The sequence below is a fragment of the Streptomyces sp. BBFR2 genome, from assembly GCF_044497305.1.
In the GTDB taxonomy this organism is placed as follows: Bacteria; Actinomycetota; Actinomycetes; order Streptomycetales; family Streptomycetaceae; genus Streptomyces.
In genome coordinates, this window is the sequence record NZ_CP172415.1 from 4,286,744 (window position 1) to 4,313,575 (window position 26,832).

28 protein-coding genes are annotated in these 26,832 nt (G+C 71.9%); 15 read left to right on the top strand and 13 right to left on the bottom strand.

Annotated features, from left to right (window positions below; translation table 11 throughout):
- The first annotated feature begins 193 nt into the window (after positions 1-193).
- From ACGH2B_RS17395 to ACGH2B_RS17410, 4 genes are all read left to right on the top strand, one after another.
- A complete protein-coding gene (locus ACGH2B_RS17395; protein WP_399090024.1) occupies positions 194-916 on the top strand; it encodes an LPXTG cell wall anchor domain-containing protein in 723 nt (240 codons plus the stop codon).
- Positions 917-1,021: 105 nt separating this feature from the next.
- The gene (locus ACGH2B_RS17400; protein ID WP_399090027.1) at positions 1,022-1,936 is read left to right on the top strand and encodes a hypothetical protein; all 915 of its coding nucleotides are present in this window, start codon (positions 1,022-1,024) and stop codon (positions 1,934-1,936) included.
- Positions 1,933-3,042, top strand: a complete 1,110-nt coding sequence (locus ACGH2B_RS17405) for a hypothetical protein (RefSeq protein ID WP_399090030.1) — start codon at positions 1,933-1,935, stop codon at positions 3,040-3,042. The genes ACGH2B_RS17400 and ACGH2B_RS17405 overlap by 4 nt, the downstream gene beginning before the upstream one ends.
- Positions 3,042-4,457 carry a hypothetical protein gene (locus ACGH2B_RS17410; RefSeq protein ID WP_399090033.1) on the top strand — a complete coding sequence of 472 codons (1,416 nt, stop codon included), beginning with the start codon at positions 3,042-3,044 and terminating at the stop codon, positions 4,455-4,457. Before ACGH2B_RS17405 ends, ACGH2B_RS17410 begins: the two co-directional genes overlap by 1 nt.
- A gap of 155 nt (positions 4,458-4,612) precedes the next feature.
- Here the strand turns inward: ACGH2B_RS17410 and ACGH2B_RS17415 are convergent, their stop codons facing one another.
- Complete coding sequence (locus tag ACGH2B_RS17415; protein WP_399090036.1) at positions 4,613-6,142, bottom strand: peptide MFS transporter; 1,530 nt, start codon at positions 6,140-6,142, stop codon at positions 4,613-4,615.
- Positions 6,143-6,616: 474 nt separating this feature from the next.
- Between ACGH2B_RS17415 and ACGH2B_RS17420 the strand changes: the two genes are divergently transcribed.
- Both ACGH2B_RS17420 and ACGH2B_RS17425 read left to right on the top strand, forming a co-directional pair.
- Positions 6,617-7,297 (top strand): response regulator transcription factor, encoded by a 681-nt coding sequence (locus ACGH2B_RS17420; RefSeq protein ID WP_030282226.1) that lies wholly within the window; start codon positions 6,617-6,619, stop codon positions 7,295-7,297.
- 117 nt (positions 7,298-7,414) lie between these two features.
- A complete protein-coding gene (locus tag ACGH2B_RS17425; RefSeq protein WP_399090041.1) occupies positions 7,415-8,662 on the top strand; it encodes an ATP-binding protein in 1,248 nt (415 codons plus the stop codon).
- Positions 8,663-8,700: 38 nt separating this feature from the next.
- Here ACGH2B_RS17425 and ACGH2B_RS17430 read toward each other — a convergent pair whose 3' ends face one another.
- Positions 8,701-9,234, bottom strand: a complete 534-nt coding sequence (locus tag ACGH2B_RS17430) for a GtrA family protein (protein WP_399090043.1) — start codon at positions 9,232-9,234, stop codon at positions 8,701-8,703.
- Positions 9,235-9,484: 250 nt separating this feature from the next.
- On the opposite strand from ACGH2B_RS17430, the gene ACGH2B_RS17435 reads away from it, so the two are divergent.
- Genes ACGH2B_RS17435 through ACGH2B_RS17445 form a run of 3 tightly spaced genes read left to right on the top strand, consistent with a single transcriptional unit; the run spans position 9,485 to position 12,368 of the window.
- The gene (locus ACGH2B_RS17435; protein ID WP_399090046.1) at positions 9,485-10,636 is read left to right on the top strand and encodes a 5-(carboxyamino)imidazole ribonucleotide synthase; all 1,152 of its coding nucleotides are present in this window, start codon (positions 9,485-9,487) and stop codon (positions 10,634-10,636) included.
- Complete coding sequence (gene purE / locus ACGH2B_RS17440) at positions 10,633-11,175, top strand: 5-(carboxyamino)imidazole ribonucleotide mutase (protein WP_399090049.1); 543 nt, start codon at positions 10,633-10,635, stop codon at positions 11,173-11,175. The genes ACGH2B_RS17435 and purE overlap by 4 nt, the downstream gene beginning before the upstream one ends.
- Positions 11,175-12,368 (top strand): dipeptidase, encoded by a 1,194-nt coding sequence (locus tag ACGH2B_RS17445; RefSeq protein ID WP_399090052.1) that lies wholly within the window; start codon positions 11,175-11,177, stop codon positions 12,366-12,368. Before purE ends, ACGH2B_RS17445 begins: the two co-directional genes overlap by 1 nt.
- Positions 12,369-12,461: 93 nt before the next feature.
- On the opposite strand, the gene ACGH2B_RS17450 is transcribed toward ACGH2B_RS17445, so the two are convergent.
- Positions 12,462-12,833: a VOC family protein gene (locus ACGH2B_RS17450; RefSeq protein ID WP_399090055.1), complete on the bottom strand. Its 372-nt coding sequence runs from the start codon at positions 12,831-12,833 to the stop codon at positions 12,462-12,464.
- 174 nt (positions 12,834-13,007) lie between these two features.
- Positions 13,008-14,348: a UDP-glucose dehydrogenase family protein gene (locus tag ACGH2B_RS17455; RefSeq protein WP_399090058.1), complete on the bottom strand. Its 1,341-nt coding sequence runs from the start codon at positions 14,346-14,348 to the stop codon at positions 13,008-13,010.
- A gap of 248 nt (positions 14,349-14,596) precedes the next feature.
- Here ACGH2B_RS17455 and ACGH2B_RS17460 point away from each other — a divergent pair, with 248 nt between their 5' ends.
- Positions 14,597-15,769, top strand: coding sequence for an acyl-CoA dehydrogenase family protein (locus ACGH2B_RS17460; protein ID WP_399090061.1), 1,173 nt, complete (start codon positions 14,597-14,599; stop codon positions 15,767-15,769).
- A 139-nt stretch (positions 15,770-15,908) separates the two neighbouring features.
- Here the strand turns inward: ACGH2B_RS17460 and ACGH2B_RS17465 are convergent, their stop codons facing one another.
- The 4 genes from ACGH2B_RS17465 to ACGH2B_RS17480 all read right to left on the bottom strand — a co-directional run bounded on the left by ACGH2B_RS17465 (position 15,909) and on the right by ACGH2B_RS17480 (position 17,008).
- Complete coding sequence (locus ACGH2B_RS17465; protein WP_399090064.1) at positions 15,909-16,097, bottom strand: hypothetical protein; 189 nt, start codon at positions 16,095-16,097, stop codon at positions 15,909-15,911.
- A 5-nt stretch (positions 16,098-16,102) separates the two neighbouring features.
- Positions 16,103-16,237 carry a hypothetical protein gene (locus ACGH2B_RS17470; RefSeq protein WP_381699091.1) on the bottom strand — a complete coding sequence of 45 codons (135 nt, stop codon included), beginning with the start codon at positions 16,235-16,237 and terminating at the stop codon, positions 16,103-16,105.
- A 385-nt stretch (positions 16,238-16,622) separates the two neighbouring features.
- Positions 16,623-16,820: a hypothetical protein gene (locus ACGH2B_RS17475; RefSeq protein WP_399090068.1), complete on the bottom strand. Its 198-nt coding sequence runs from the start codon at positions 16,818-16,820 to the stop codon at positions 16,623-16,625.
- Entirely contained in the window at positions 16,820-17,008 is a 189-nt protein-coding gene (locus tag ACGH2B_RS17480) for a hypothetical protein (RefSeq protein ID WP_399090071.1), read from the bottom strand. The genes ACGH2B_RS17475 and ACGH2B_RS17480 overlap by 1 nt, the downstream gene beginning before the upstream one ends.
- A 182-nt stretch (positions 17,009-17,190) precedes the next feature.
- On the opposite strand from ACGH2B_RS17480, the gene ACGH2B_RS17485 reads away from it, so the two are divergent.
- The 3 genes from ACGH2B_RS17485 to ACGH2B_RS17495 are packed head-to-tail and all read left to right on the top strand — an operon-like array spanning position 17,191 to position 18,795.
- Positions 17,191-17,445: a hypothetical protein gene (locus ACGH2B_RS17485; RefSeq protein ID WP_399090073.1), complete on the top strand. Its 255-nt coding sequence runs from the start codon at positions 17,191-17,193 to the stop codon at positions 17,443-17,445.
- Positions 17,417-17,932 carry a DUF6879 family protein gene (locus ACGH2B_RS17490; protein ID WP_399090076.1) on the top strand — a complete coding sequence of 172 codons (516 nt, stop codon included), beginning with the start codon at positions 17,417-17,419 and terminating at the stop codon, positions 17,930-17,932. The genes ACGH2B_RS17485 and ACGH2B_RS17490 overlap by 29 nt, the downstream gene beginning before the upstream one ends.
- Positions 17,933-17,946: 14 nt before the next feature.
- A complete protein-coding gene (locus ACGH2B_RS17495; protein WP_399090079.1) occupies positions 17,947-18,795 on the top strand; it encodes a helix-turn-helix domain-containing protein in 849 nt (282 codons plus the stop codon).
- A gap of 238 nt (positions 18,796-19,033) precedes the next feature.
- Here the strand turns inward: ACGH2B_RS17495 and ACGH2B_RS17500 are convergent, their stop codons facing one another.
- Positions 19,034-20,308 (bottom strand): LCP family protein, encoded by a 1,275-nt coding sequence (locus ACGH2B_RS17500; protein WP_399090082.1) that lies wholly within the window; start codon positions 20,306-20,308, stop codon positions 19,034-19,036.
- Between the two features lie 227 nt (positions 20,309-20,535).
- On the opposite strand from ACGH2B_RS17500, the gene ACGH2B_RS17505 reads away from it, so the two are divergent.
- Positions 20,536-21,090 (top strand): acyl-CoA thioesterase, encoded by a 555-nt coding sequence (locus ACGH2B_RS17505; RefSeq protein ID WP_399090085.1) that lies wholly within the window; start codon positions 20,536-20,538, stop codon positions 21,088-21,090.
- Here ACGH2B_RS17505 and ACGH2B_RS17510 read toward each other — a convergent pair.
- From ACGH2B_RS17510 to ACGH2B_RS17520, 3 genes are all read right to left on the bottom strand, one after another.
- Positions 21,041-21,622 (bottom strand): VanZ family protein, encoded by a 582-nt coding sequence (locus ACGH2B_RS17510; RefSeq protein ID WP_399090088.1) that lies wholly within the window; start codon positions 21,620-21,622, stop codon positions 21,041-21,043. The two genes, ACGH2B_RS17505 and ACGH2B_RS17510, sit on opposite strands and share 50 nt — an antisense overlap.
- 111 nt (positions 21,623-21,733) lie before the next feature.
- Positions 21,734-22,156 carry a hypothetical protein gene (locus tag ACGH2B_RS17515; RefSeq protein ID WP_399090091.1) on the bottom strand — a complete coding sequence of 141 codons (423 nt, stop codon included), beginning with the start codon at positions 22,154-22,156 and terminating at the stop codon, positions 21,734-21,736.
- A complete protein-coding gene (locus ACGH2B_RS17520; RefSeq protein WP_399090094.1) occupies positions 22,147-23,616 on the bottom strand; it encodes an LCP family protein in 1,470 nt (489 codons plus the stop codon). Before ACGH2B_RS17520 ends, ACGH2B_RS17515 begins: the two co-directional genes overlap by 10 nt.
- A 266-nt stretch (positions 23,617-23,882) precedes the next feature.
- On the opposite strand from ACGH2B_RS17520, the gene ACGH2B_RS17525 reads away from it, so the two are divergent.
- Entirely contained in the window at positions 23,883-24,905 is a 1,023-nt protein-coding gene (locus tag ACGH2B_RS17525) for a glycosyltransferase family 2 protein (protein ID WP_399090097.1), read from the top strand.
- Between the two features lie 76 nt (positions 24,906-24,981).
- Here the strand turns inward: ACGH2B_RS17525 and ACGH2B_RS17530 are convergent, their stop codons facing one another.
- Complete coding sequence (locus ACGH2B_RS17530; protein ID WP_399090100.1) at positions 24,982-26,802, bottom strand: LCP family protein; 1,821 nt, start codon at positions 26,800-26,802, stop codon at positions 24,982-24,984.
- Between the last annotated feature and the right edge of the window lie 30 nt (positions 26,803-26,832).

The following is a 26,832-nucleotide window of genomic DNA, read 5'->3' on the forward strand; positions in this document are numbered from 1 at the left end:
TCCGTGCGTTCCGCCCCGATCCGCCCCGCGCTGTGCCTTCCCCCTTCGCGGTCCCCGGCGTACCTTGAGCCACCCATCTGATGCGCCGTCAGTAAAACGGGGCGGCGCCCAGGGACGGTACGGGGTCCGCCGCCGGGCTCGTGGTCCGCACGGGCCCCGCCGCGCCCCTGGACCCGGGAGAAGGGAACGAGAGGTGGCCCGCTTCCACGTACCGCACAACCGGCGCCCCCGCCGCGCGGCCCGGCCCGCCGTCGCCGCGGCGCTGACCGGGGCGGCGGTGCTGCTCTCCGCGCCGGCCGCGCACGCCGAGGTCGTCGACGTCAACTACCAGTGCAAGACACCGATCGGGAACAAGGGCGCGGTCTCGCCCATCGACATCAAAGGCACCCCGAGCGGCGGCGGGTACAAGCTCGTCATGTCGTTCCAGAAGGGTGTCTCGTCCAGCCCCGTCGAGCTGGGCAAGGGCGCCATGAAGCCGTCCGCCGTCATCGAGCTGGGGGGCGCGGACAGCGGGACGGTGCCGGTGACCGGTCCGCCCAACGACCGGGCCATCCCGGCCAACACTCCCATCAAGATCAGTGACTTGAGCGGGACGTACACCCCCAAGGCGAGCGGCAAGGTGACGTTCACGGCGGGCAAGCTGACGATCAAGGCCCTCGGGACGACGACCACCTGCACTCCGGACAACAGCCCGAAGCCGTCGCTCAGCCTGGACGTCAAGGGCGGTTCGGGCTCCTCGGGCGGCGCGTCCGGTGGTGCGTCGGGCTCCGGCGCGTCGGGGGGCGCGTCCGGTGGCGGGCAGTTGCCGCAGACCGGGCCCGCGGACTCCGCCGTCGCCCTCGGGACCTTCGGCGGCACCGTCCTGCTCGCCGGGGCGGCCGGAGCGCTCTGGCTCAGCCGCCGCCGCGCCGCCTGATCCGGGGTGCGCGGCGCCGCCCGGCCCCGGACGGCGCCCGCCCCCGCCGCCCGGGGCGCCCGTACCGCGCCCCTCCTGTTCGCGCACGAGCACCGGGAGCAGCCGATGCCGTTCCGTACCCGAGGCGCGTTGGTGGCGCTCGCGGCGGTCGCCGCGCTGGCGTGTGGGCCGCCGGGCGCCGCGGCGGCCGATGCCCGGCCCGGCTGGACGGCCGCGCCCGCGCCCGGCGCCGGGAGCCGTCCGGCGGGGGCCGGGCGGGCGTTCTGCTATCTGGAGGGGGCGCCCGGCGCCGTCCTCGGTGACCGGATCGCGGTGACCAACCCCTCCGGGCGCCCGCTCACCGTCCGGCTGCGCTCCGCCGCGACGGGGGAGACCGCCGGCTGGCTCACCCCCGCCGAGACGCGGGTGCGTATCCCGGGGCGGACCCGGGCGGCGGTGCCGTTCACCGTCACCGTGCCCCGGGGCGCCGCGCCCGGGGAGCGCACCGCCGCGCTCCGCGTCGACGGGCCCGGGGGCGGGCGCACCGTCCCCGTCCGGCTGCGGGTGACCGGGCCCGCCCTCGCCGCGCTGAGCGTCGAGGATGTCGCCGTCACCCGGCGCGGCGGCGGGGCGGAGATCCGGTACACGCTGGTCAACCGCGGTACGACGGTGCTTCGGCCCCGGCTCGCGGTGCGTGCCGACGGCGCGCTCGGGACCGCGCTGCGGCGTCCGGCCCGCGCGCTGCCGCTCACGCTCGCCCCCGGGCAGCGGGTCCGGCGCACCGAGCCCTGGTCCGATCCGCCCGCGCTGGACTCCGTGGACGTCACCCTCACCGCCACCGCCGCCGGGGGCGCGTACGCCTCGGCGCGCGCCGGGTACGCGCCTCCGTCCCGGAGTGTGCTCGGCGCGGGTGTACTCGCCGTCGTCGCGGGCGCGGGCGGTGCGCTGTGGCGTCGGCGGCGCCGCGCCGGACGTACCGCACCGAAGGTTCAACCCGCTGATGGAACAAGGGAGTTGACGCGCGTGGGAGACGGATCGTGACCGGGGGAGCGGCGCGCCGCACCGCCGCGCGGGGGTGGCCGCTCCGGGTGGCCGCCGCCGTTCTCGTCCTGGGCGCGGCGCTGCTGCCCGGCGCGTCGCCCGCGGCGGTGGCCGCACCGTCCACGGGGACGCCCACCGCCGAGGTCTCCACCGGGCAGGCCGGGGCCGGCGGCACGGTGACCGTCTCCGGGCGCGGCTGGCGGCCGAAGGCGCTGCTCACCCTGTTGATCTGCGGCCAGAACATGATCGGTGGCACCAACTCCTGCGCCAACGGTGACGGGCGGGCGGTCACCACCGACGCCCATGGCGCGTTCCGTACGGCGCTGCCGGTGGCCGAGCCGCCCAAGCCCTGCCCCTGTGTGGTGCATGTGGCGGCCGTGACCGGGGCGGCGGCCGCCGACGACGTGCCGTTCGCGGTGGCCGGGCACCCCGTCGCCCCGCTGCCGCGGCAGGACACCGGAGCCCGGCTCGCGGTGGTCTCCGGGCCCGAACTCACCGGCGGCGACAACCTGCTGACCTGGTTCGGCGCGCCGCCGCGGCGCCGGCTGACCTTCACGGTCGGCAACACCGGAGCGGTCCCGGCGACGGACCCGGTCTTCAAGGTGGGCACCGCGCACGGCGTGTTCGCGCCCGAGTGGGAGGACCGGCAGTGGCGCGGCACCGTACCCGCCGGGAAGAAGGCCCGCGTCGCCCTGGACGTGGAGCTGGCGGCCGGCGCCCACGGCGACTACCGGGTCTCCGCGACTTACGGCGGGAAGCTGCTGGTCGAGCAGGCGTGGGACGTCGGGCGGCCCTGGGGCGTGACGCTGTTCTGGACGCTGCTCTGCCTGGTGGTGGCCACCGCCGTCTTCCGCGCGGGGATGGCCGCCGTCGACCGCGTACGGCCGCGGACCGCACCGGCGCCGCGTACCACCGGGCCCGCCCACGGGGGCGCCGGGCCCCGCACGCCGGGCCGGCTCCGCGTCCGCCCGCGCACCCTGCGTGGCGGCCCGGACGGGGGGACCGCACCGGCGGACCGCCCGGCCGCGCTGCCCTGGTACACCCCGGACACCGCACCGTCCGCGACCACATCCACCGCACCACCGACAGCGGAAGGGTCATCGTGATGAGGCAACCAAGGAGAGCGGGGGTGGCCGCCGGGGCCGCGCTGCTGCTCGCGGGCGCGGGGCTGGTGGCCACGGCGCCGCTCGCGCGGGCGGCGGACGCCGCGTACCGGACGGAGTGCACCCCGCCACCGATCTCGGGGCTGCCGCTGGTCGAGGGCACCACCGAGGTGGCGCTGAGCGCACCGGCCACCGCGAAGGTCGGCGAGGAGATCGAGGTGGTGTGGAAGACGGTCGCCGCCGCCTCGAAGAACCCGGACGTCCTCGACCTGGGCAAGGACACCGTGCAGCCGTCCGGGGTGGTGCGGCTGGCCGGGGCGCGCACCGGTGAGCTGGCGATGAAGGGGCCGCGGAGCAATCCGCCGATCCCGAAGAACAGCCCGATGGTGCTGCCGGGCATGAAGGGCACGCTGAAGCTGGAGAAGCCGGGCGAGGTGACGCTGACGCCCGGCGCGTACACGATCAACGTCAGCGAGCCGATCTCCACGGACACCGAGTGCGTCCCGAAGGAGGAGGTGGGACCGGCCGTCACGATCAAGGTGACGGACGGGTCGGGCGCCTCCGGAGGCGCCTCGGCCGGGGGCGACTCCGGGGGAACGGCCGCGGGCGGCGCGTCGTCCGGTGGCACGTCGTCCGGCTCCGGCTCCGGCGGTACGTCCACGGGCGGTACGGACGGCGGGACCGGCACCGGAGGTACCGATTCCGGCGGCGGGACCAGCGGCGGCGAGACCGGCGGTTCCGGCGGTGAGCCCGACGGCACCGCGCACCAGGGGAAGCAGGTGCAGGTCCCGTACGCCTGCAAGACGCCGATCGGCGACAAGAAGGCCACCTCGCCGGTGCGGGTCGACGCGGTGGCGAAGGGCGGCGGCTACGACCTGACGGTGAAGTTCGCCAAGTCCGTGATGGACAGCCCGGCGGACATCCCCGAAGGCTCGGTGAAACCGTCGATGGCCCTCGCGCTGGGCGGCGCGGACAAGGGCACCGTCAAGGTCGAGGGCCCGGCCAACGCCGCGCCCATCAAGTCCGGACAGCCCATCGAGATCCCCGACCTCAAGGGTGTCTACACCCCGGGCGCCACCGGCCGTACGACGCTGACCCCCGGCGTCCTGACCGTCAACGCCCTGGGGACGACCACCACCTGCACCCCGGAGAAGGACCCCGGCGCCTCCCTGACGCTGGACACCGCGGCCCGGCCCGGCGGCGCCTCCGGCGGCTCGGCCGGAGCGGCGGGCGGGGCGTCCGGGGCGTCGGGCTCCACCGGCGGCGCGGCCACCGCGGGCGGCGCCCCGGGCGGCCTCGCCGACACCGGCGCGAGCGATCACGGCGGTCTGACCGCCCTCGGCCTCTTCGCCGGCACCGTGCTGCTGCTCGGCGGCGCCCTGCTGCTCGGCACCCCGTGGCGCCGGGCCCGCCGCTGACCGGCCGCGTACCGCGGAACCGCCCGCGTACCACCAGGTCACGGCCGTACGCGGGCACCGTCCGGACACCGCACGCACGAGGGCCCGGCACACCGAACGTGGTGTGCCGGGCCCTCGGGGCGTACGGGGAACGCCTCAGCGCGTACGGGGACGCGTCAGCGGACGTCGCCCATGAGCGCCATGATCTTCTTGCGGTTCAGCCAGATCGCGATACCCGCCAGGACCGCCAGTGCGGCTTCCGCGGCGAGGACGCCCACACCGCTCAGGTCGGCACCGGCCGTGGAGAGCAGGCTGACGATGCAGTCACCCGCGGTGACGGCGAGGAACCAGACACCCAGCATCTGGCTGGCGTACTTCTCCGGCGCCAGCTTGGTGGTGACCGACAGGCCGACGGGGGAGAGGCACAGCTCACCCATGGTCTGGATCATGTAGACCATGAGCAGCCACATCGGGCTGACCTTCGTGCCGTCCGACGACATCCCCATCGGGACGATGAAGACGAAGTACGAGATGCCGATCATCACCATCGCTATGGCGAACTTGACCGTGGTGCTCGGCTCCTTGAGGCGCTTGGCCAGCGCCAGCCACATCCAGGCGAAGACCGGGGCCAGCGCCATCACCCAGAGCGGGTTGACGGACTGGAACCACGTCGACGGGAAGTGCAGACCGAAGATCGAGTCGGCGGTGTTCTTCTCCGCGAAGCCGCTCAGCGTGGAGCCGGCCTGGTCGAAGATCATCCAGAAGACGGCGGCGGCGACGAAGAACCAGATGTAGCCGCTGACCTTCGTCTGCTCCTCGGAGGTCAGGTCCTTGTCGCGCTTGATCCGGGCCAGCACCGAGATCGGGATGATCAGGCCGAGCAGCGCGATCGGGATCAGCGCCCAGTTCAGGGTGAAGGTGCCGGTGCCGATGACGATGCCGTAGAAGACCGCGGCGATGGCCAGCCAGATCAGGCCCTTGCGCAGCCAGGAGTTGCGCTCCTGGACGGAGAGCGGCGTGGGCACGGTGCTGCTGATCGGCGAGAGGTGACGGGTGCCGATGACGAACTGGATCAGACCCAGGCCCATGCCGACCGCGGCGGTCGCGAAGCCCAGGTGCCAGTTGACGCTCTGGCCGATGGTGCCGACGACCAGCGGGGCGAGGAAGCCACCGAGGTTGATGCCGATGTAGAAGATCGTGAAGCCACCGTCACGGCGCGGGTCCTGCGGACCGTCGTAGAGGTGGCCGACCATCGTCGAGATGTTGGCCTTCAGCAGGCCGGAGCCGAGCGCCACCAGTGCCATGCCGGCGAAGAACATCGCCGTGCCGGGCACCGCCAGCGTCAGGTGGCCGAGGATCACGACGCCACCGCCGATGATCACCGTCTTGCGCGGGCCCCAGACGCGGTCGGCGAACCAGCCGCCGGGCATCGCGAGCAGGTAGACCATCGCGAGGTAGACCGCGTAGATGGCCGATGCCGTGGCCATCGTCATGGCCAGACCGCCGCCCTGGGACCCGGGCTTGGCGTCCGTGCCGCCGGAGATCAGGTACAGCACGAGAAGGGCCCGCATGCCGTAGAAGCTGAAACGCTCCCACATCTCGGTCATGAAGAGAGTGGCCAGTCCGCGGGGGTGGCCGAAGAAGGTCTTACCGCCCGATGCAGGGTTCCCCTGCGGGGCGGCGTCCTTCGTCAGGCTGGACGCCATGGGTGCTTCCTTGGTCTGCTCGGGACGCGAGGGTCGAACGTCACGCGCCCGGTGGGGGTGGTGACCGGCACCGGCGTAGACCTTGCCCGCACCCCACGTCCGAGGGGATCGACGCCACCCGTGGCGGTGTCGGCAGGACGGTCGTACACCGCCTTCCACGCCCCCCGTACTTCTGGCGCGGCGGACCCGGTCGACAGGTCAATCGCTGTGTGCCGGACGCGGTGTACCGCACCCCGCACACAACTTGGGGACCGAAGGCACCCGTGAGGTGCCGAGGGCCCCGGCGGTTGTGCGATGGACGTCGGCCCACCATACGTCCCGTTCGACCGACGTTGGGAGGGGTGAGACAACGCTCACATTCGACTCGGGGAACCATTCCGTCGGGTCGGGAAACCCTGCCGCCCCTTGTCGCGCTTGTCGTCCCGTACACCCCGCTCTCCCCCTGGCCACGGCGCATCGGACTACCATCGGGCCATGACCCGTGTACTGCTCGCCGAGGATGACGCGTCCATCTCGGAGCCGCTCGCCCGCGCACTGCGCCGCGAGGGTTACGAAGTCGAGGTGCGCGAGGACGGACCCACGGCGCTCGACGCCGGTCTCCAGGACCACATCGATCTGGTCGTGCTCGACCTGGGACTGCCCGGCATGGACGGCCTGGAGGTCGCCCGCCGGCTGCGCAACGAAGGTCATTCCTTCCCCATCCTGGTGCTGACCGCCCGCGCCGACGAGGTGGACACCGTCGTCGGTCTGGACGCCGGTGCCGACGACTACGTCACCAAGCCCTTCCGCCTCGCCGAGCTGCTGGCCCGCGTCCGGGCGCTGCTGCGGCGCGGCTCCACCGCCGAACCGCAGCAGCCGCCCGCCACCCACGGCGTCCGTATCGACGTCGAATCGCACCGCGCGTGGATGGGCGACGAGGAACTCCAGCTCACCGCCAAGGAATTCGACCTGCTGCGGGTGCTGGTGCGCGACGCCGGCCGGGTCGTCACCCGCGATCAGCTCATGCGGGAGGTCTGGGACACCACCTGGTGGTCGTCGACGAAGACCCTCGACATGCACATCTCCTGGCTCCGCAAGAAGCTCGGCGACGACGCCGCCAACCCGCGGTACATCGCCACCGTCCGGGGCGTCGGCTTCCGCTTCGAGAAGAGCTGACGCGCCCGGACGGGCTGACACGCTCGGACGGGACGAGCTGACGCGCCCGGGCCCGGACAAGGCCCAGGCCGGGCGGGACGCCGAGACAGACCACCGCAACCCCGCCCGGAGGGCACCGTGCGCCGCCGCCTGATCAACTCCACCCTCGCGGTGGTGCTCGTCGTGATCGCCGTCTTCGGCCTCTCGCTCGTCGTCGTCGAGACCCGCACCATCCAGGCGGGCGCCCAGGAGAGCGTGGCGTCCGAGGCGGTACGGCTGGTCGGCATCGTCGAGAGCCGGATCGGCAGCGGCGAGAAGATCACCCTGGACGCGCTCTCCGAACAGATCACCGTCCACCGCTACGCCCGCATCGAGGTCCCCGGTAAGCCGCCGGTCGAGATCGGCACCCGGCCCGCCGGCGATGTCATCCAGTCGCAGATGACGGGCGACCGCGGGGAGCGGGTCACCGTGCAGGAGTCCCGCGCCGCCGTCAACGAGGAGATCGGCCGCACCCTGCTGGTCATCCTGGCGGTGGCGTTGCTGGCGATCGTCGCCGCGGTGGGCCTCGCCATCCGCCAGGCCCACCGGCTCACCGCCCCGCTCACCGACCTCGCCGAGACCGCCGAACGCCTCGGCTCCGGCGACCCCCGCCCCCGCCACCGCCGCTACGGCGTCCAGGAGCTGGACCGGGTCGCCGATGTGCTGGACGCCAGCGCCGAGCGGATCGCTCGGATGCTCACCGCCGAACGGCGGCTGGCCGCGGACGCCTCCCACCAGCTACGCACCCCGCTGACCGCGCTCTCCATGCGGCTGGAGGAGATCACGCTCACCGACGACCCGGAGACCGTGAAGGAAGAGGCCACCATCGCGCTGACCCAGGTCGAGCGGTTGACCGACGTGGTCCAGCGGCTGCTCACCAACTCCCGGGACCCGCGCTCCGGCTCCGCCGTCGCCTTCGACCTCGACGAGATCGTCAAACAGCAGGTCGAGGAGTGGCGGCCCGCCTACCGCAGCGCCGCCCGCTCCATCGTCCGCTCCGGCAAGAAGGGCCTGCGGGCCGTCGGCACCCCGGGTGCGGTGGCGCAGGTGCTCGCCACCCTGATCGAGAACTCCCTGATGCACGGCGACGGGACGGTCGCGCTGCGCACCCGCGTCACCGGCAACCAGGCGGTGGTGGAGGTCACCGACGCGGGCCCCGGCGTCTCCGCCGACCTCGGCTCACGGGTCTTCGAACGGACCGTCTCCGGCCGCAACTCCACGGGTCTGGGCCTCGCCGTCGCCCGCGACCTCGCGGAGGCCGACGGCGGACGGCTCGAACTGCTCCAGCAGCACCCGCCGGTCTTCGCCCTCTTCCTGGCCCGGGAGGCCGAGCAGACGGAGGGCTGAACGGGACGCCGCTCCCCTCGGGGAGCGGCCCCGCGGTCCTACGCGCGCGGGGCGCCGTACGCCTGCGGCTGCCGTTCGCGGGCGTCCTGCCCGCGGGCGCCGGCGTCCGGCAGCGCCCCGGCGTCCCCGGTCGCCGTGGTGCCCGGCGTGCGGAAGACCCAGGTGCGGTACGACCAGAAGCGGAAGAGGGTGGCGACGCCGATGCCGAGGAACTTGAAGATGTTGCTCTGCAGCGGGGTGTCCCAGCCGAAGCCGTACGTCGCCGCGTAGAGCATGCCGTTCTCGATGATCAGGCCGGCGACGCTGAACAGCAGGAAGAGCGAGAGTTCGCGGGTGCGGCCCTGCTTGTCGCGGTCGCGGTAGGTGAAGTAGCGGTAGCCGAGGTAGTTGGTGCCGGTGGCCACGATCGTCGCGACGACGCTGGCCCGGACGACGGGCAGCTCGGTCAGATGCCGGACGAGGTTGAAGACCGCGAAGTTCACGATCACCCCGGCGCCGCCCACGGCACCGAACTTGGCGACCTCCCGCAGGAGCGCCTCCAGCCGCGACCGCAGCGCGCTCCGTTCACTCATGGTGATCGTCTTGCTCCCTGTCGGTGGCGGCCGGCCCGGCCGGTCTTCCCCGGGCCGCCCCTCATGCTAACCAGCGTTTCCGGGGGTCCGCCCGGCGCGCACGCGTGCGACGACGCACACCTCGCAGCGCTACGGAACATCACCCTCCGCACATCGTCCCCGGTGAGCGCGGGCAGCGGACACCCACCCTCGGACGATCCTCCAAACGCCCGCCGTCGGGGTGGCACGTCCGTACGGATACGCTGGGGGCGTGACGTTCCCGGTAGTCGGCATGGTCGGTGGCGGTCAGCTCGCCCGTATGACCCACGAGGCGGGCATCCCCCTCGGCATCAAGTTCAAGCTCCTCAGCGACACCCCGCAGGATTCGGCGGCCCAGGTGGTCAGCGATGTCGTCATCGGCGACTACCGCGACCTGGACACGCTGCGCTCCTTCGCCCGTGGCTGCGATGTGATCACCTTCGATCATGAGCACGTACCCACCGAGCACCTGAAGGCGCTGGAGGCGGACGGCATCCCCGTGCGCCCCGGCCCCGACGCGCTCGTGCACGCCCAGGACAAGGGGGTGATGAGGGCGAGACTGGACGCGCTGGGCGTGCCCTGCCCGCGGCACCGCATCGTCGCCGATCCGGCGGATGTGGAGGCGTTCGCGAACGAGGGCGACGGCTTCCCCGTGATCCTCAAGACCGTCCGCGGCGGCTACGACGGCAAGGGCGTCTGGGTCGTACGTTCCTCCAAGGACGCGGCCGAGCCGTTCCGCGCCGGAGTCCCGGTGCTGGCCGAGGAGAAGGTCCCCTTCACCCGCGAACTGGCCGCCAACGTGGTCCGCTCGCCGCACGGCCAGGCCGTCGCGTACCCGGTCGTGGAGTCCATCCAGGTCGACGGGGTCTGTGACACGGTCATCGCCCCGGCGCCCGGTCTGGACGCGGACCTCGCGGCGCGCGCCCAGGAGATGGCGCTGCGGATCGCGGCGGAGCTGGGTGTCGTCGGCCACCTCGCGGTCGAGCTGTTCGAGGTCCCCGGACCCGACGGTGAGCCGCGGGTGCTCGTCAACGAGCTGGCGATGCGCCCGCACAACTCCGGGCACTGGACCCAGGACGGCGCGATCACCTCGCAGTTCGCCAACCACGTCCGCGCCGTCCTCGACCTCCCGCTCGGCGACCCGCGCCCGCGCGCCCCGTGGACGGTCATGGCCAACGTCCTCGGCGGCGACTACCCGGACATGTACTCCGCGTACCTCCATTGCCTGGCACGCGATCCGCAGTTGAAGATCCACATGTACGGAAAGGACGTGAAGCCCGGCCGGAAGGTCGGCCACGTCAACACCTACGGCGACGATCTTGCCGACGTGCGTGAGCGCGCCGCGCACGCCGCCGGCTATCTGCGAGGAACGATCACCGAATGAGCGCCAACTCCCCCGGAAGCCCCGTCGTCGGCATCGTCATGGGTTCGGACTCCGACTGGCCCGTCATGGAGGCGGCCGCCAAGGCGCTCGACGAGTTCGAGATCCCCTACGAGGTCGACGTCGTCTCCGCGCACCGGATGCCGCACGAGATGATCGCGTACGGCGAGGAGGCCGCCGGGCGCGGCCTCAAGGCGATCATCGCGGGCGCCGGGGGAGCCGCCCACCTGCCGGGCATGCTCGCCTCCGTCACACCGCTGCCGGTCATCGGTGTGCCGGTGCCGCTGAAGTACCTCGACGGCATGGACTCGCTGCTCTCCATCGTGCAGATGCCCGCCGGGGTGCCGGTCGCGACGGTCTCCGTCGGCGGCGCGCGCAACGCCGGGCTGCTCGCCGCGCGGATGCTCGCCGCGCACGACGAGGAGCTGCTCGGCCGGATGCGGGAGTTCCAGCAGGAGCTGAACGACCAGGCCACCGAGAAGGGCAAGCGGCTGCGGAACAAGGTCGCCTCCCCGGCCGGCTTCGGTTTCGGGAGCAAGTGATGGCCGCCGCCGCGGGGGATCCGCGGATCACCGCGCTGCTCGCCGAGCACCCCGTCGTCGACGGCCACAACGACCTGCCCTGGGCGCTGCGCACCCAGGCCGGGTACGACCTGGACCGCCGCGACATCGCCGGTGACCAGTCGGAGTTCTTGCACACCGACATCCCGCGGCTGCGGGCCGGCGGCGTCGGCGCGCAGTTCTGGTCGGTGTACGTCCGCGCCGACTTCGCGGGCGATACGGCGGTCAGCGCCACCCTCGAACAGATCGACGTGGTGCGGCGGATGGCCGCGCGCTACCCCGAGGCGCTGCGGCTCGCCTTCACCGCCGACGACATGGAGGCGGCACGCGCCGACGGCGTCATCGCCTCCCTGATGGGCGCCGAGGGCGGCCACTCCATCAACAACTCGCTGGCCACCTTGCGAGCGCTGCACCGGCTGGGCGTCCGCTACATGACGCTTACCCACAACGACAGCCTGGCGTGGGCGGACTCCGCGACGGACGAGCCCCGCGCCGACGGGCTCAGCGCCTTCGGCGAGGAGGTCGTCCGCGAGATGAACCGCCTCGGCATGCTCGTCGACCTCTCGCACGTCGCGGCCACGACGATGCGGGACGCGCTGCGGGTCTCCACCGCGCCGGTGATCTTCTCGCACTCCTCGTCCCGCGCGGTCTGCGGTCATCCGCGGAACATCCCCGACGACGTCCTGGAGCAACTGCCCGCCAACGGCGGCACCGCGATGGCGACCTTCGTGCCGAAGTTCGTCCACCCCGAGGTCGCTCCCTGGGTGCTGCGGGCCGACGAGAACATGCGGGCCCACGGCTTCCACCACCTCGACACCACCCCCGAGGCGATGGCGGTGCAGCGGGCGTTCCAGGCGGCGAACCCGATGCCGGAGGCGACCGCGGCGACCGTCGCCGACCACCTGGACCACATGCGGGAGGTCGCCGGCGTCGACCACATCGGGCTGGGCGGCGACTACGACGGCACCGCCTTCACCCCGTCCGACCTGACGGACGTGGCGAGCTACCCGAACCTGCTCGCGGAGCTGCTGGACCGCAAGTGGTCCACGGCCGACCTCGCCAAGCTGACCTGGCGCAACGCGGTCCGTACCCTCCGGGACGCCGAGGACGTGGCCCGCGCGGAACAGGCCCGCCGCCCGGAGTCGATCGCCACGATCGAGCAACTGGACGGCTGAGCGGCGGTACCGGAAACGCCCTGGGGGCCCGTCGGCGACGGGCCCCCAGGGCGTTCTTCTCTCCGGTCTCCGGCCGGTCGCGGGATCTCCCGGTCAGTTTCGGAAACAGAGGCAGAAGGGGTGCCCGGCCGGGTCCAGGTAGACCCGCCAGTTCTGCCGGGCGTCGTCCTGCTGGACCAGCTTCGCGCCGAGCGCGAGCACTTTCTCGTGGGCCGCCTCGGCGTCCGCGCGCCGTACGTCGAAGTCGAGGTGGAGCTGCTGCGGATGCTCCTGGCCCGGCCACTGCGGCGGCCGGTACCCCGCCACCTGCTGGAACGCGAGCGTTCTGCCCTGCGGACCGGCGACCTCGATCCAGTCCCCGTCCTCGTCCGCCACCCGCCAGCCGAGCATCTCGGCGTAGAAGCCGGCGAGCGCCCGGGAGTCGGGGCAGTCCAGCGCGACGACGCCCAGCTCGATCAGGGCCATGGCGTTACCTCCTCAGTGACGTCAACGGATATCCGCGTCACTGCATGATGGCGGCTCGCGCCGGGCACGTCCGTCGATTTCCGCGTTCCGCCGGCGGCGCGCCCCGCACGGAGCACGCCCGCCCGGCCGGAAGCGGACCCGGCCGGGCGGAATGAGGAACGACGGGGGAAAGGGCTACGCCTGCGGTCGCCCCAGCGCCCGGTAGGTCCAGCCGGCCTTGCGCCACAGCTCCGGGTCGAGGGCGTTGCGGCCGTCCAGGACGCGGCGGGTGGTGACCGCCTCGCCCAGCACCGCCGGGTCCAGCTCCCGGAACTCCCGCCACTCCGTCAGGTGCAGCACCGCGTCCGCGCCGCGTACCGCCTCCAGCGCGCTGTCCGCGTAGCCCAGCGTCGGGAAGAGCCGCCGGGCGTTCTCCATGCCCTTCGGGTCGTACACGGTGACCTGGCCGCCCTGGAGGTGGATCTGGCCGGCGACGTTGAGGGCGGGGGAGTCGCGGACGTCGTCGGAGTCCGGCTTGAAAGTGGCGCCGAGGACCGCGACGCGCTTGCCGAGGAAGGAGCCGCCGACCGCGTCCCGGGTCAGCTCGACCATGTGGCCGCGGCGCCGCATGTTGATCGAGTCGACCTCGCGCAGGAACGTCAGCGCCTGGTCCGCGCCCAGCTCACCGGCGCGGGCCATGAACGCCCGGATGTCCTTGGGCAGGCAGCCGCCGCCGAAGCCGACCCCGGCGCGCAGGAACTTCTTGCCGATCCGCTCGTCGTACCCGATCGCCTCGGCCAGCTTCACCACATCGCCGTCGGCCGCTTCGCAGACCTCCGCCATGGCGTTGATGAACGAGATCTTCGTCGCCAGGAAGGAGTTGGCCGCGGTCTTCACCAGCTCCGCCGTCGGGTAGTCCATGACGACGAACGGCGAGCCCTCGGCGACCGGCTTCGCGTAGATCTCCCGCAGCACCGCCTCGGCCCGCTCGCTCGCCACACCGACGACGACCCGGTCCGGGTGCAGGGTGTCGTCGACGGCGAACCCCTCGCGCAGGAACTCCGGGTTCCACGCCAGCTCCGCCGCCTCGCCCGCCGGTGCCTCGCGCGCCAGCAGCCGCGCCAGCCGCGCCGCGCTGCCCACCGGCACCGTCGACTTGCCGACGACCAGCGCCGGACGGTCCAGATGCGGTGCGAGCGAGGTGAAGGCGCTCTCGACGTACGACATGTCGCAGGCGTACTCACCGTGCTTCTGCGGGGTGTTCACGCAGACGAAGTGCACATCGCCGAAGGCCCCGGCCTCCTCGTAGGAGGTGGTGAAGCGCAGCCGGCCCGTGGAGCCCTCGATACCGGCGATGTGGCGGCGCAGCAGCTCCTCCAGTCCCGGCTCGTACATCGGGACCTCGCCGCGCCGCAGCATCTCGATCTTCTCGGGGACGACGTCCAGGCCCAGCACCTCGAAGCCGAGTTCGGCCATGGCGGCGGCGTGGGTGGCGCCGAGGTAGCCGGTGCCGATCACGGTGATCTTGAGGGCCATGGGTGCTCCAAACCAGGTTTCGGCGCGGCGCGCCGGTATGTGGGGTGCGGGTCGGTGACGGACGGGTGAAAAGGCGCTGACCGAGCATAGTCGGGCCGCTCCACATGACCGGCGGCCACCGGCCATGGCGAGAATCCGCTCCCTGTCGGAAACCTCACGTCCCTCCGCCGGTGCGGGAGCCCTAGAATCCGGAGAAGATAAGGGTTACTTAACGGTAGTTAGCTCAGCTCTCAGGGGAGTGAGAAACCTTGGCGGGAACCGCTGATTTCGATCTGTACCGGCCGTCGGAGGAGCACGACATGCTCCGGGAGTCGGTGCGCGCGCTCGCCGAGGCGAAGATCGCACCGTTCGCCACCGCCGTGGACGAGGAGGCGCGTTTCCCCCAGGAGGCGCGTGACGCGCTCACCGCCAACGACCTGCACGCCGTCCACGTCCCCGAGGCGTACGGCGGCGCCGGTGCCGACGCGCTCGCCACCGTCATCGTCATCGAGGAGGTCGCCCGGGTCTGCGCCTCGTCCTCGCTGATCCCGGCGGTCAACAAGCTTGGCTCGCTGCCGGTGATCCTCTCCGGCTCCGAGGCGCTGAAGGCGAAGTACCTCGGCCCGCTGGCCAAGGGCGACGCGATGTTCTCGTACTGCCTGAGCGAGCCGGACGCCGGTTCGGACGCGGCGGGCATGAAGACCAAGGCGGTACGCGACGGCGACTTCTGGGTCCTCAACGGCGTGAAGCGCTGGATCACCAACGCCGGGGTCTCCGAGTACTACACGGTCATGGCCGTCACCGACCCGGAGAAGCGCTCCAAGGGCATCTCCGCCTTCGTCGTCGAGAAGGGCGACGAGGGTGTCTCCTTCGGCGCCCCCGAGAAGAAGCTCGGCATCAAGGGCTCGCCGACCCGCGAGGTCTACCTCGACAACGTCCGCATCCCCGCCGACCGCATGATCGGCGCCGAGGGCACCGGCTTCGCCACCGCGATGAAGACCCTCGACCACACCCGCATCACCATCGCCGCGCAGGCGCTCGGCATCGCCCAGGGCGCGCTGGACTACGCCAAGGGCTACGTCCAGGAGCGCAAGCAGTTCGGCAAGCCGATCGGTGACTTCCAGGGCGTGCAGTTCATGCTCGCCGACATGGCGATGAAGGTCGAGGCCGCCCGCCAGCTCACCTACGCCGCCGCCGCGAGGTCCGAGCGCATCGCCGCCGGCGGCAAGGACGAGGACCTCACCTTCTTCGGCGCCGCCGCCAAGTGCTACGCCTCCGACGCCGCCATGGAGATCACCACCGACGCCGTCCAGCTCCTCGGCGGCTACGGCTACACCCGCGACTACCCGGTCGAGCGCATGATGCGCGACGCCAAGATCACGCAGATCTACGAGGGCACGAATCAGGTGCAGCGGATCGTGATGGCGCGGAACCTGCCGTAACTGGGTTCTCGCAGGTCAGAAGTCATGTGGATGGCCTGTGGGCCGCGATCGGTTCCCGTCCGTTCGGGGCCGTTTCGGGCTGATCGGAAGAGCATGAACGCCCCCGCCGGATGGCAGGGGCGTTCATGCGTTCACGGACCTACACGAGGCTGATCCCGGCCTGGGCCTTGATGGTGTTCACCGCGTCTTCGGTGAGCCAGCGCAGAGGGACCACGGTCCACTTGTCGCGCTTGCGCATGACCACGGCCTTACCGTCCCTGGTGCGTCCGACGTGGATGAAGCCATGATCACGCCGCAGGTCTTTCGCCAGGTTCTCGCCGTGGATCACGGGCGTTACTTCCCTTCGCGGTCCTCATCGTCGGCCATGCTGCTGTGCACGTCCCCGTTCTGAGAGACACGGGTGTCAGGGTCGGTCGCCTGGCCCTGGTTGGCGTACGGGTCCCACTCGTCCTCGTTCTGCTTACCCATTCTGATCTGCTCCCTGGATCGATGGCTGAGGCGAAACGGGGAATCGGTCCCCGCGTCGTCGTGCAACCCGTCCCGGCCGCCAGGCTGTCCGGTAACTGAGCGATCGGGCGGGGGCTTGCACCGCCCCTGCCGGGATTCTCGAATGGGTACAGGGGGAGCCCAATTCGGTGCCGCCCGGCAGGGACGGAGTCTGTGGGTGCTTCGGCTTCCCTGAGTCCGAAGCGGTTGCCCTCACTGCTCAGGGCAGCACCCCAGTGAAGGGGCGGATCGGGGCGAGAGCCTGGGCCCGTCAGCTCAGACCGGGCACGTCTGCCCGTACTCGACGGCTTGTCCGATCGGGGGACTCTCCGGCTGCCTGCCACGGGGTAGCAGGACGCCGGAATTCTCAGGTCCGGGATACGGAGGCGGGCGGCGCCATCCATTCCTTGCCGCCGCGTTCGGGCCAGATGAAAGCGGTCGGCTGCTTGCGGCGCTTCTGGGGCAGCTCGGCCGGGTCCTCCCAATCAGGGATCACATCCCGCAGGATGCCGACTCTTCCCGAGCCGTCCTCGACCCGCTTACCGATGTCGTCAACCGTGACCATCAGTGCCCCTCCGGGTGACGCCGCAGGAAGACGTTGCAGTCCGACACCGTGGTCCAGTCGCCCCCCGCACGGGCCCGGGACCGCACGTTCGCCAGCTCCACACAACCCGCGCAGCCCTCTACGGGGAGCGGCTCCAGGTCCAGCCGCAGCTCTACCAGTTCACTCGGGTACGTCTTCGGCTGGCTCATGCCGACAACCCCTTTGCGTCGTCCGTGTGATGAGGACGCTACGAATAGCTGGACGGAGGGCTCCACAAACTTGCATGGGCTTGCACGTCAATTTGGCTGGCTGGTAGGGCTGTTGACGTTGTCTCCACTGCCCAGACAAGCTCGTGCAAGCCCGAGCAAGCACCTAGACCAGGGAGCCAGCCATGGCCGTAGAGTTCGTAGGAATCGACCCCAACACCGACCGGGACCACTGCCCCACGGTATGGGCGGACGCCGATGCCCGGGAGATCTTGTTTCAGGGGTGGGAGCCGAGCCCTGAGACTCAGGCCGATTGCGAGGCGAGCAGCCCCGCGAACGGTCCGGTGCCCGACAGCGAGGCCATCGTCAGGATTCCGGCCAGGATGATTCCGATGATCAGGGAGGCGTGTGATGCCGTCGAGCGTGCCCAGCTTCGCTGAGCTGCTTGGTCAGTGTGAGCGCTCCGCCGTCCACTTGGAACTGCGCGACTCCTACGCCGTCACGGATCGATTCGAGGCGTGGAAGCGTGGAGAGCGGATCACATGGGAGGATCGCGAGTCCTGGTGGCATCCCTACGATCAATTGATCGCTGACACCGTCGCCAGGGGCGTGGTGATCCGAAGGGCACGGGTGATCTCCGAGCCGGTCTCGGAGTACATCCGGTGGGAGCATTACGTCACTCACGCCAACGTCACGGCAGGGGAACAGGTCCGCTGGCTCCCCCGGCGGCAGGCCACGACCATCCCGCTGCCAGGCAATGACTTCTGGCTGTTCGATGACGCGCTGCTCCGGGTCCACCACTTCTCAGGTGAAGGCGTGGTGGTGGAGGACGAGATCACGGCCGAGCCGGAGGCAGTGGGGCTGTGCTCCACTGCATTCGAAACGGTCTGGGAGCGAGCGATCCCGCACCACCAGTACAAGATCTGACGAAAGCCAGCTCCATGCCCCCGCACCCCTCGTCACGCGTTCAGAAGGCCCGCGAAGCCCTGGCCGGCCGTCTGCGTGAAATCCGGAAGGACGCGGGGATCAGCGGGCGGGAGCTGGCCGTCAGGTGCGGTTGGTCCGAGTCGAAGTCATCCCGGATCGAGAACGCCAAGACACCCCCGTCCGATGCCGATATCCGGGCGTGGTGCCGGGCCTGTGCTGCCGAGGACCAGGCCCCGGACCTGATCGCGACCAACCGGCAGTCTGCCGAAGCGCATGTGGAGTGGAAGCGACTCCAGAGGACCGGTCTCCGGCGACTCCAGGAGAGCACCGGCGACCTGTACCAACAAACCAAGACCTTCCGCGTCTACGTATCCGACGTGATCCCGGGCTTCCTGCAGACACCGGGATACGCCTCCGCCCTGCTGTCCTCCATCGCGGACTTCCGGGGAACACCGGACGACGTGAGCGAGGCCGTGGCGGCTCGGATACGGCGTAACGAGGCACTGAAAATGGGCGGGCGCCGGTTCTCCTTCGTGTTGGAGGAGTCGGTGCTGCGGTATCGGTTGTGCACTGCCGAGACCATGGCGGCGCAACTTGGCCACCTGCTCGGGGTCATGGACCTTCAGAACGTCGCCGTGGGCATCGTCCCGTTCTCGGAGCAACGGGCCGTGTGGCCCATGCCCACCTTCACGATCTTCGACGACAGCCGGGTGCACGCCGACACCCTGGATGCCGCCGCCACGCTCACTCAGCCCAGCCAGGTCGAGCTGTACGCCCGCGCCTTTGAACGTTTCTCGCAGCAGGCCGCCCGGGGTTCGGCAGCGCGCTCCCTCATCGTGGATGCCGTGGCCTCCCTGAGATGACCAGAGGCGGTGAGACTCACGTACGGGGTGATCATGGGGAAATGCTGGGGAGGCACCCCAGGAAAGGGGTGTTCTCGCAGGTCAGAGCGGCATTTTCCGTAAAGCACCCAGATCTACGAGGGCACGAATCAGGTGCAGCGGATCGTCATGGCGCGGAACCCGTCGTAGGGGATCCCGCCGCACCGAACGGCCCCCGGCGTTCTCGCCGGGGGCCGTCGCTGTCGTACGGGTGCGCAGGTCACTGGCCGTCGGTGACGGTGACCTTCTCGTCGTTGTTGAGCTGCTGGACGAGCTGCTGGACCTTGCCGGTGTCCCACATGACGAAGCCGTCCCTGATGCCGGACATCGGCATGTTCAGCGAGGTGCCCTCACCGCTGTTGACGCCCTTCATCGCGAAGAACATGTTGCCCAGGTCCCACAGGCTCATGTCCTTGTCGACGATGACGGTGTCCAGGCCCGCGCCGAGCGTCGGGTAGAGCTGGAACGGGTTGAGCAGCGTGCCGGGCGACGCCGCCTGGCTGGCGAGCGCGGCGAGGAACTTCTGCTGGTTCTTGGTGCGCGCCAGGTCGCTCTGGGCGAAGGCGTGGCGGGCGCGGACGAAGGCGAGCGCCTGGCTGCCGTTGAGGGTCTGCTTGCCCGCCTGGAAGTCGGAGCCGGAGTCCTTGTCCTTGAACGCCTTGGGGATGTCCAGCTCCACGCCGCCGATCGCGTCCACGATGCCCGCGAAGCCGGCGAAGCCGATCTCGACGTAGTGGTCGATGTGCAGCTTGGTGTTGTACTCGACCGTCCGCACCAGCAGCTCGGCGCCGTCCATGGCGTACGCGGCGTTCAGCTTGGTGCGGCGGCCGGTGGCCGGGTACTTCTTCCCGGACTCGGAGCCGATGAACGACGGTATCTCCACGCCGGAGTCGCGCGGCAGCGAGATCAGCGTGGGGCCGTTGCTGCCGTCGTGCAGGATCATCATCGAGTCGGTGCGCTTGCCCTCGGCCGACCCGGTGTGGAGCTTCTTCTTGTCGTCCGCGGTCATGCCCTCGCGGCTGTCCGAGCCCACGATCAGGTAGTTGGTGCCGTCGCCCTCCGCGGGCCGGTCGATGACCTTGCTCAGGTCCACCTCGCGGCGCAGCTTGCCGTCGGCCCAGAAGTACGTGGCGACGGAGGCGACCGCGAAGACCACGACGACGGTGAGCACCGTCCACTTGATGCGGCGGCCCCAGTTCGGGCGCGGCCGGGCGTCGTAGCCGCCCTGCTGCGGGCCGCGCGGGCCGCCACCGCCGTAGACCTGACCGGTGTTGTAACCGTCGTGGTCGTCGTAGCCCTGCGACTGCTGCGGGGGGACGGTGCCGCGGCGCGGACTCATCCCCGGGGGCAGCGGCGGCTCGGCGCGGCCGTAGCCGGGGCCGGCGTCCCGCCGTACCTGCGGCATGGCGCGCGCGCCTTCCGGCTGGGCGCTGCCACTGCCGCGCCCGTACCCGCGCCGGTCGCGGGAGGATCCGTTCCCGTGCCACTCATTCATACGAAGGAGTGTGCCTGGCGCGGTGCGGGGTCTTACAGGGCGGGGGCGGGTTCGCAGCGGTGCTGTTGCAGAGCTGATGCAAAGCGCGCGGGCATACCGCAAGCGGATGTGACCATTCCGACGTGGCGGGGGAAAACCGCATTACGGGCGCCCGCGCGGGCCCGGAACGGCCCCCGCCGACCCGTCCTCCCGGTCGGTTACCGGCCGTCACCGCTTAGGGTGGACGCATGACCGAACTCGTCACCGACGGCGAGGAGGGCGCCCCCGCGGGCAAGCCCACCGCCGTCTCCCGCACCACCCTGTCGCACATCATGACCGCCGCGGACACCAATCTCCTCGGCACGGTGCACGGTGGCGTGATCATGAAACTGGTCGACGACGCGGCGGGCGCGGTCGCGGGACGGCACTCCGGCGGCCCCGCCGTCACCGCCTCCATGGACGAGATGGCCTTCCTGGAACCGGTCCGCGTCGGCGACCTCGTGCATGTGAAGGCCCAGATCAACTGGACCGGCCGCTCCTCCATGGAGGTCGGCGTCCGGGTCCTCGCCGAGCGGTGGAACGAATCCACCCCGGCCACCCAGGTCGGCTCCGCCTACCTCGTCTTCGCCGCCGTCGACGCCGAGGGCAAGCCCCGCCGGGTGCCGCCGGTGATCGCCGAGACCGAGCGGGACCGGCGCCGCTACCAGGAGGCGCAGATCCGCCGTACGCACCGCCTCGCCCGGCGGCGCGCGATCATGGAGCTGCGCGCACGGCACGCCGCCGAGGGCCTGAACGACGCCTGACGGCCGCGGCCCACCGGGCCAGCGCCGCCACGCCCAGGCCCAGCCCCGCCCCGGCCGCCCCGCACAGCACGTCGTTCACGTCCGGGACCCGGCCCGCCCGCATCACCGCCTGCGCCGCCTCGACCGCCACGCACACCCCCACGGCCGTCCAGAACGCCCCGGACGCCGGCCCGCGCACCGCCGCGAACCGCAGCAGCAGCGGCACCGGCAGGTAGAGCGCCGCCCCGGCGAGGTGCTCGCGCACCAGCACCGGCAGTTCGTCCGGCGGCAGCGGCGCCCCCGGGTCGAACAGCCCCTCGCCGGGCAGCCACCACACCGTCGCATCGCCCGAACCGATCGGCTGCGCCGGCGCCAGCGTCACCGCCAGCAACACCGCCAGCCAGCCGGCCAGCAGCACTCCGGCGGTCCGGCGCGGCCACGGGTCCGCCGTGCCGCGGCCCTCCCACAGCGCGAGCCCGGTACCCAGGGCGAGCGCCCCCGGCAGGCAGAGCACCACCGTCACGGGCGAGACGCCCCGGACCAGCTCCCACACGATGCGACCCTCCGGAACCCGCCGCCGCCGGCCCCGGGGCCCGCCGTCCCGCTCCCGCCCGCCTCGCGGCTCCGGGCGACGACGGCGGGAGTGGGACGGCGAACCCCGGGGTCAGCCGCAGCTCCACTTGGTGACGTAGACCCGTTCCCCGTGCTCCATCACGCCGCGGACGCACTCCCCGGGCGTCATCCCCACCCGGCCGCGCAGCACCGCCGCGCCGCCGGACGTCCGTACGGTGCCGAACCACCCGGGGAACGCGGTGATCCGGGAGTCCTTGCGCTGGTAGCCCAGGCGCACGGTGATCTCGCCGGGGCCCGGTGCGCGCCGGTAGCGCGCGGTGTAGACGCCCGGGTGGCCCACCGGACCGCGCAGGCACAGCAGCCCGCCCGAGGGACCGCCGCAGGCGGCCGGCGCCGCCGGGGCCGGCGGGGCGGCCGCCGCCACCGTCGCGATCAGGCACAGCGCGGCCGTCAGGCCCGCCCGCCGGGCGTAGCCGCGGCGGTCCGCGGGGCCGGCCGGCCCGTTCACGGGCACGCGGCCTCGTCGCCGGTGACCGCCGAGATCCCCGGGGTGCCGGGCGCCGGCTCCTCGGCCCGTACCGGATGCACCCCGGTGTAGTCCGCTCCGGCCGTGACCCGCAGCACCGGGCCCAGGCCCGCGACCTGCCGCAGTTCGGCGCCGGGCAGCGCGGCGGCCAGGGTCTGCGCCGAACGGTCCCAGCGCGGGTCGTAGGAGACGACCGTCTTCGCGTGCGGTCCGTCGGGCGCGTCCCCGGGGACGCCCGAGGGGACGAAACCGGCCGCGCCCAGCGCCTTGGTGACGGTGTTGGCCAGCCCGCGCCGCTCGGTGCCGTTGTCGACATGGACCCGGATCTGCTCCGGCGGGACGTCCACGACCGTCGGCCGGGGCGCGTGCGGCGCCGCCTTCTTCGGGCGGACGGCGAGCGGTTCGTCGTCGCGCAGCGCCTGGAAGACCTGCTTGGCGGCGACCGGGTCCCAGCGCACCGTCGTCCCGCCGTCCGGCAGCCGCACCCCCTCCCGGGCCAGCGGCACCGACAGGAACTCCGACGACGCCGGGGTGAAGCCGCGCATCGCCTGCCCCAGGCCGACCAGGTCGTCGGCGGTGAAGCCGGAGTCGGCGCGGACCGATGTCAGCATCGCGTCGGCGACCTGCCGGAACCGCACCGGGTTCATCAGCACCCCCGACGACGTCACCTTGTGGATCAGCGACGCCAGGAACCGCTGCTGGCGCTGCATCCGGCCCAGGTCCGCGGAGCCGTCGATGTGCCGGGAGCGGACGTACTGGAGGGCCTGCCCGCCGTTGAGCGTCGCCTTCCCGGCGGGCAGGTCGAGCCCCGTGTAGCTGTCCTTCAGCGGCCGTACGGTGCAGACGTCCACCCCGCCGACCGCGTCCACGCTCCGCATGAAGCTGGTGAAGTCGACCTCCAGGTAGTGGTCGATGTGCACGCCCGTCATGTGCTCGACGGTGCGGACCGTCAGCCCGGGCCCGCCCTCGGCGTACGCCGCGTTCAGCTTCACGGCGTGCGCGCGCCGCTCCCGCCCGGCCGCGTCCTTGTGGGCCGGCACCTCGGCGTAGGAGTCGCGCGGCAGGCTGACGACGCTGGCGCGGTCCCGTCCGGCGGAGAGGTGCACCAGCATCAGGGTGTCCGTGCAGTGGCAGGGCGCGCCGCCCAGGTGGTACTTGCGCTTCTCGGCGGGGGTGATCCTGTCCCGGCCGTCGGTGCCGACGACGAGGAAGTTCAGCCCGTCGCCGCCGGTGGGCCGGTCCTGCTCCCGCATCCCCTGGAACGGCTGGACCCGCCCGATGCCGTCCTCCACCCCGGTGACCATGGCGTGCCCGACACCGCTCGCGGACAGCAGCAGCACCGACACGGCGGTGGCGAGCCGCAGTCCCCAGCGCCGGCGCGGTGCGCGCCCGCGTTCCCGGGCGGTGCGGCGCGCCGCGGTACGGGCGGGGCGGGGCGGGACGGTCAACGGGGGACACCTCCGCGGCGGGACGGGTGTGAGCGGCGCGCCCCGCCGCGGCGGGCGGGACGGTCCGGTGGCGAACTGCGGGAACACGGTAAGCCGATACGATCTACTGCAAAGTGCCACACGCCGGGCCCCGCCCGCCCCACCACCCGCCTGCCGTCCGGCGGTGTCCCCCGTAAGCGGTAACGTGAGTCGCGATTTCGCACTCTCCCGGCGAGCGCTGCCGTCCGCGATGGCGGCTCCGCCACGGGCCGTCCCCCCGAGGAACCATGCCCCAGCAGCAGCCCCCGGCCGTCTCCGTGATCATGCCGGTGCTCAACGAGGAACGTCATCTGCGCAATGCGGTCCGGCACATCCTGGAGCAGGAGTACGCCGGCGAGATGGAGGTGGTGATCGCCGTCGGACCGTCCGCGGACCGTACGGAGGAGATCGCCGCCGAGCTGGCCGCCGAGGACCCGCGGGTGCGCACCGTCGCCAACCCCACGGGCCGCACCCCCGCCGCGCTGAACGCCGCGATCAAGGCGTCCCGGCACCCGATCGTCGTCCGGGTCGACGGCCACGGCATGCTCTCGCCGAACTACATCGCCACCGCCGTCCGGCTCCTGGAGGAGACCGGCGCGCAGAACGTCGGCGGCATCATGCACGCTGAGGGCGAGAACGCCTGGGAGGACGCGGTCGCCGCGGCGATGACCTCGAAGATCGGCGTCGGCAACGCCGCCTTCCACACCGGCGGCCAGGCGGGCCCCGCCGAGACCGTCTACCTCGGCGTCTTCCGCCGCGAGGCGCTGGAGCAGCAGGGCGGCTACAACGAGGAGTTCATCCGCGCCCAGGACTGGGAGCTGAACTACCGCATCCGCGAGGCCGGCGGCGGGGTGTGGTTCTCGCCCGAGCTGAAGGTGAGCTACCGCCCCCGGCCCAGCGTCAAGGCGCTGGCCAAGCAGTACAAGGACTACGGCAAGTGGCGCCACGTCGTCGCGCGCTACCACTCCGGCTCGATCAACCTGCGCTATCTCGCCCCGCCGACCGCGGTGTGCGCCATCGCCGCCGGTGTCGTCGTCGGCGTCGCCGTCACGCCCTGGGGCTTCGTGGTCCCGGCCGGATATCTGGCGGCCATCACCGCGGGCTCCGTCCCGGCGGGCAAGGGCCTGCCGCTCAAGGCCCGCGCCCGGATTCCTCTCGCGCTGGCCACCATGCACATGGCGTGGGGCGCCGGTTTCCTCACCAGCCCCCGCTCACTGGCCCGCAAGGTCATCGCCAGCCGCCGCCCCGCGGTGAAGCCCGCCACGCCGTAGCGGTACGGAACCGGCGTACGGGAAAGGGGCGGGCCACGGCGGCCCGCCCCTTTCCCGTGTGTGCCCGGCGGTGGCGTCAGAAGGTGTATGCCGGGTTGACGTGCATGCACGCCTTGTCGTCCTCGCCGTTGAGCGCGGAGTCGTTCTTCGGCGCCTTGCCGGAGCTGTCGCCCGCGTCCTTCGGGTAGTCGGTGCCGGTGCGCCAGTCGTTGCCGACGACCATGCGCAGCCCCTCGGCCGAACCGCTCTCCCGTACGGCGCTCGACGGCAGCCCCAGCTCCTTCGCCAGCGCCAGCGCGTCGCCGCGCAGCTTCTTGTCGTGGTACTCGATGGTGGTGTCCGCCTGGCTGGTGAGCGTGGAGTCGGTGCCCGCCGCGGTGTAGCCGAGCTGCGCCAGACGCTGCTGGACGATGCCCGCGCGGCCGGGGACCGGGCCGGAGACGGTGCTCTGGGTGCCGTTCTGGACGGTGACCGGAAGCTGCCCCTTGGGCATCGACGGCTTCGGGTCCGGCGCCTTCTTCTTCTTGCCGGTGTCCTTGCCGTCCAGCGAGGTGTCGTTGCGCAGCAGCGCGAAGGTCTGCTCCGCCTCGACCGGCTTCGGGAGCACGTACTTCTCCAGGGGGCCGTACACCCACGGCATGGTGATCATCGTGATCCGCTTGGTGGGCACCCGCCGCAGGTCGCCCGCCAGGTCGTAGAGCTTCATGGGGGAGCCCAGGTCGTTGTCGACGGTGATCGCGTTGGTGGCGGCCTCGGCGAGGTCGTGCAGCTTGCCCGGGTCGGTGAGCTTGGTGCCCGCCTTGAGCTGGCGGACCATCGAGTTCATGTACATGTGCTGGGCCTTGGCCCGGCCGATGTCGGTGTTGTCCTCGAATCCGTAGCGGGTCCGCAGCCACTGCAGCGCCTGGACGCCCTTGATGGAGTGGGTGCCCTTGGTGAGCTTCAGCCCGCTGCCGTGGCCGTCGCTGCGGTTGTGCGAGTAGATGTTGTTGTCGACGCAGACCGGGACGCCGCCGATGGCGTCGGCCATGTCCACCACACCGGAGAAGTCGACCATCATGAAGTGGTCGATGTAGACGCCGGTCAGCTCTTTCCAGGTCGCGACGGTGCAGCCCGGACCGCCGTGCTGGAGCGACTGGTTGATGGCCGCGGTGGTCTGCGGGTAGACCGTGCCGTCGTCCGGGTCGGTGCACTTGGGGATCGTGACGCGGGTGTCGCGGGGGATCGACATCACCGACATGTTGCTGCGGTCCGCCGAGACGTGCAGCAGCATCTGGACGTCGCCCAGCGGCTTGCGGTCGCGGTCCTCGCCGGCGCCGCCCAGCTTGATGTTCTTCGCGCTGTCCCGGCCGTCGGAGCCGATCAGCAGGATGTTCAGCGGGGTCTGGCCGAACGCGTTCGGCTCCGGCTTGCGCAGTCCGCCCTCGCCGAGGTCCAGCTTGTCCTTGCGGAGGTTGTCGCTGAGGTGCTGGTAGTAGAGGTAGCCCGCGGTACCGGCGCCGGCCACCAGCACGAAGACCAGGCCCAACGCGGTCCACAGGATGGTGCGGCGCTTGCGGCGGCGCCGCCGTCCGCCGCGCGCGGAGCCGTCGCCCCCCTTGTTTTTGCGGCGACTGGCCCGGCCGCCGCCCGCTGCTCCTCCGGCGTTCTCGGTGGCCGTGTCGCCGGCCGTGTCGCTGTCCGTGCCGCCGGAGCCGTCGGCCCGGTGATCGCTGCCGCCGGCGCCGTCCGCGGACACGGCGTCGGCGCCGGGTATCCAGCCGGGGGCGTCCGGCGGCGGGCCGGAGTTCTTGTACAGGCTGTCGTCCCAGCCCAACTGTTCGGCGTCCGGCTGGTGTTCCGGCGCTCCGGACCGGCGTCGGCGCGGTCGGTCGCCGCGCACACTGTTCTGCCGCATCGGGCTCTCTCCCCGGGTCGGTAAAGGGTG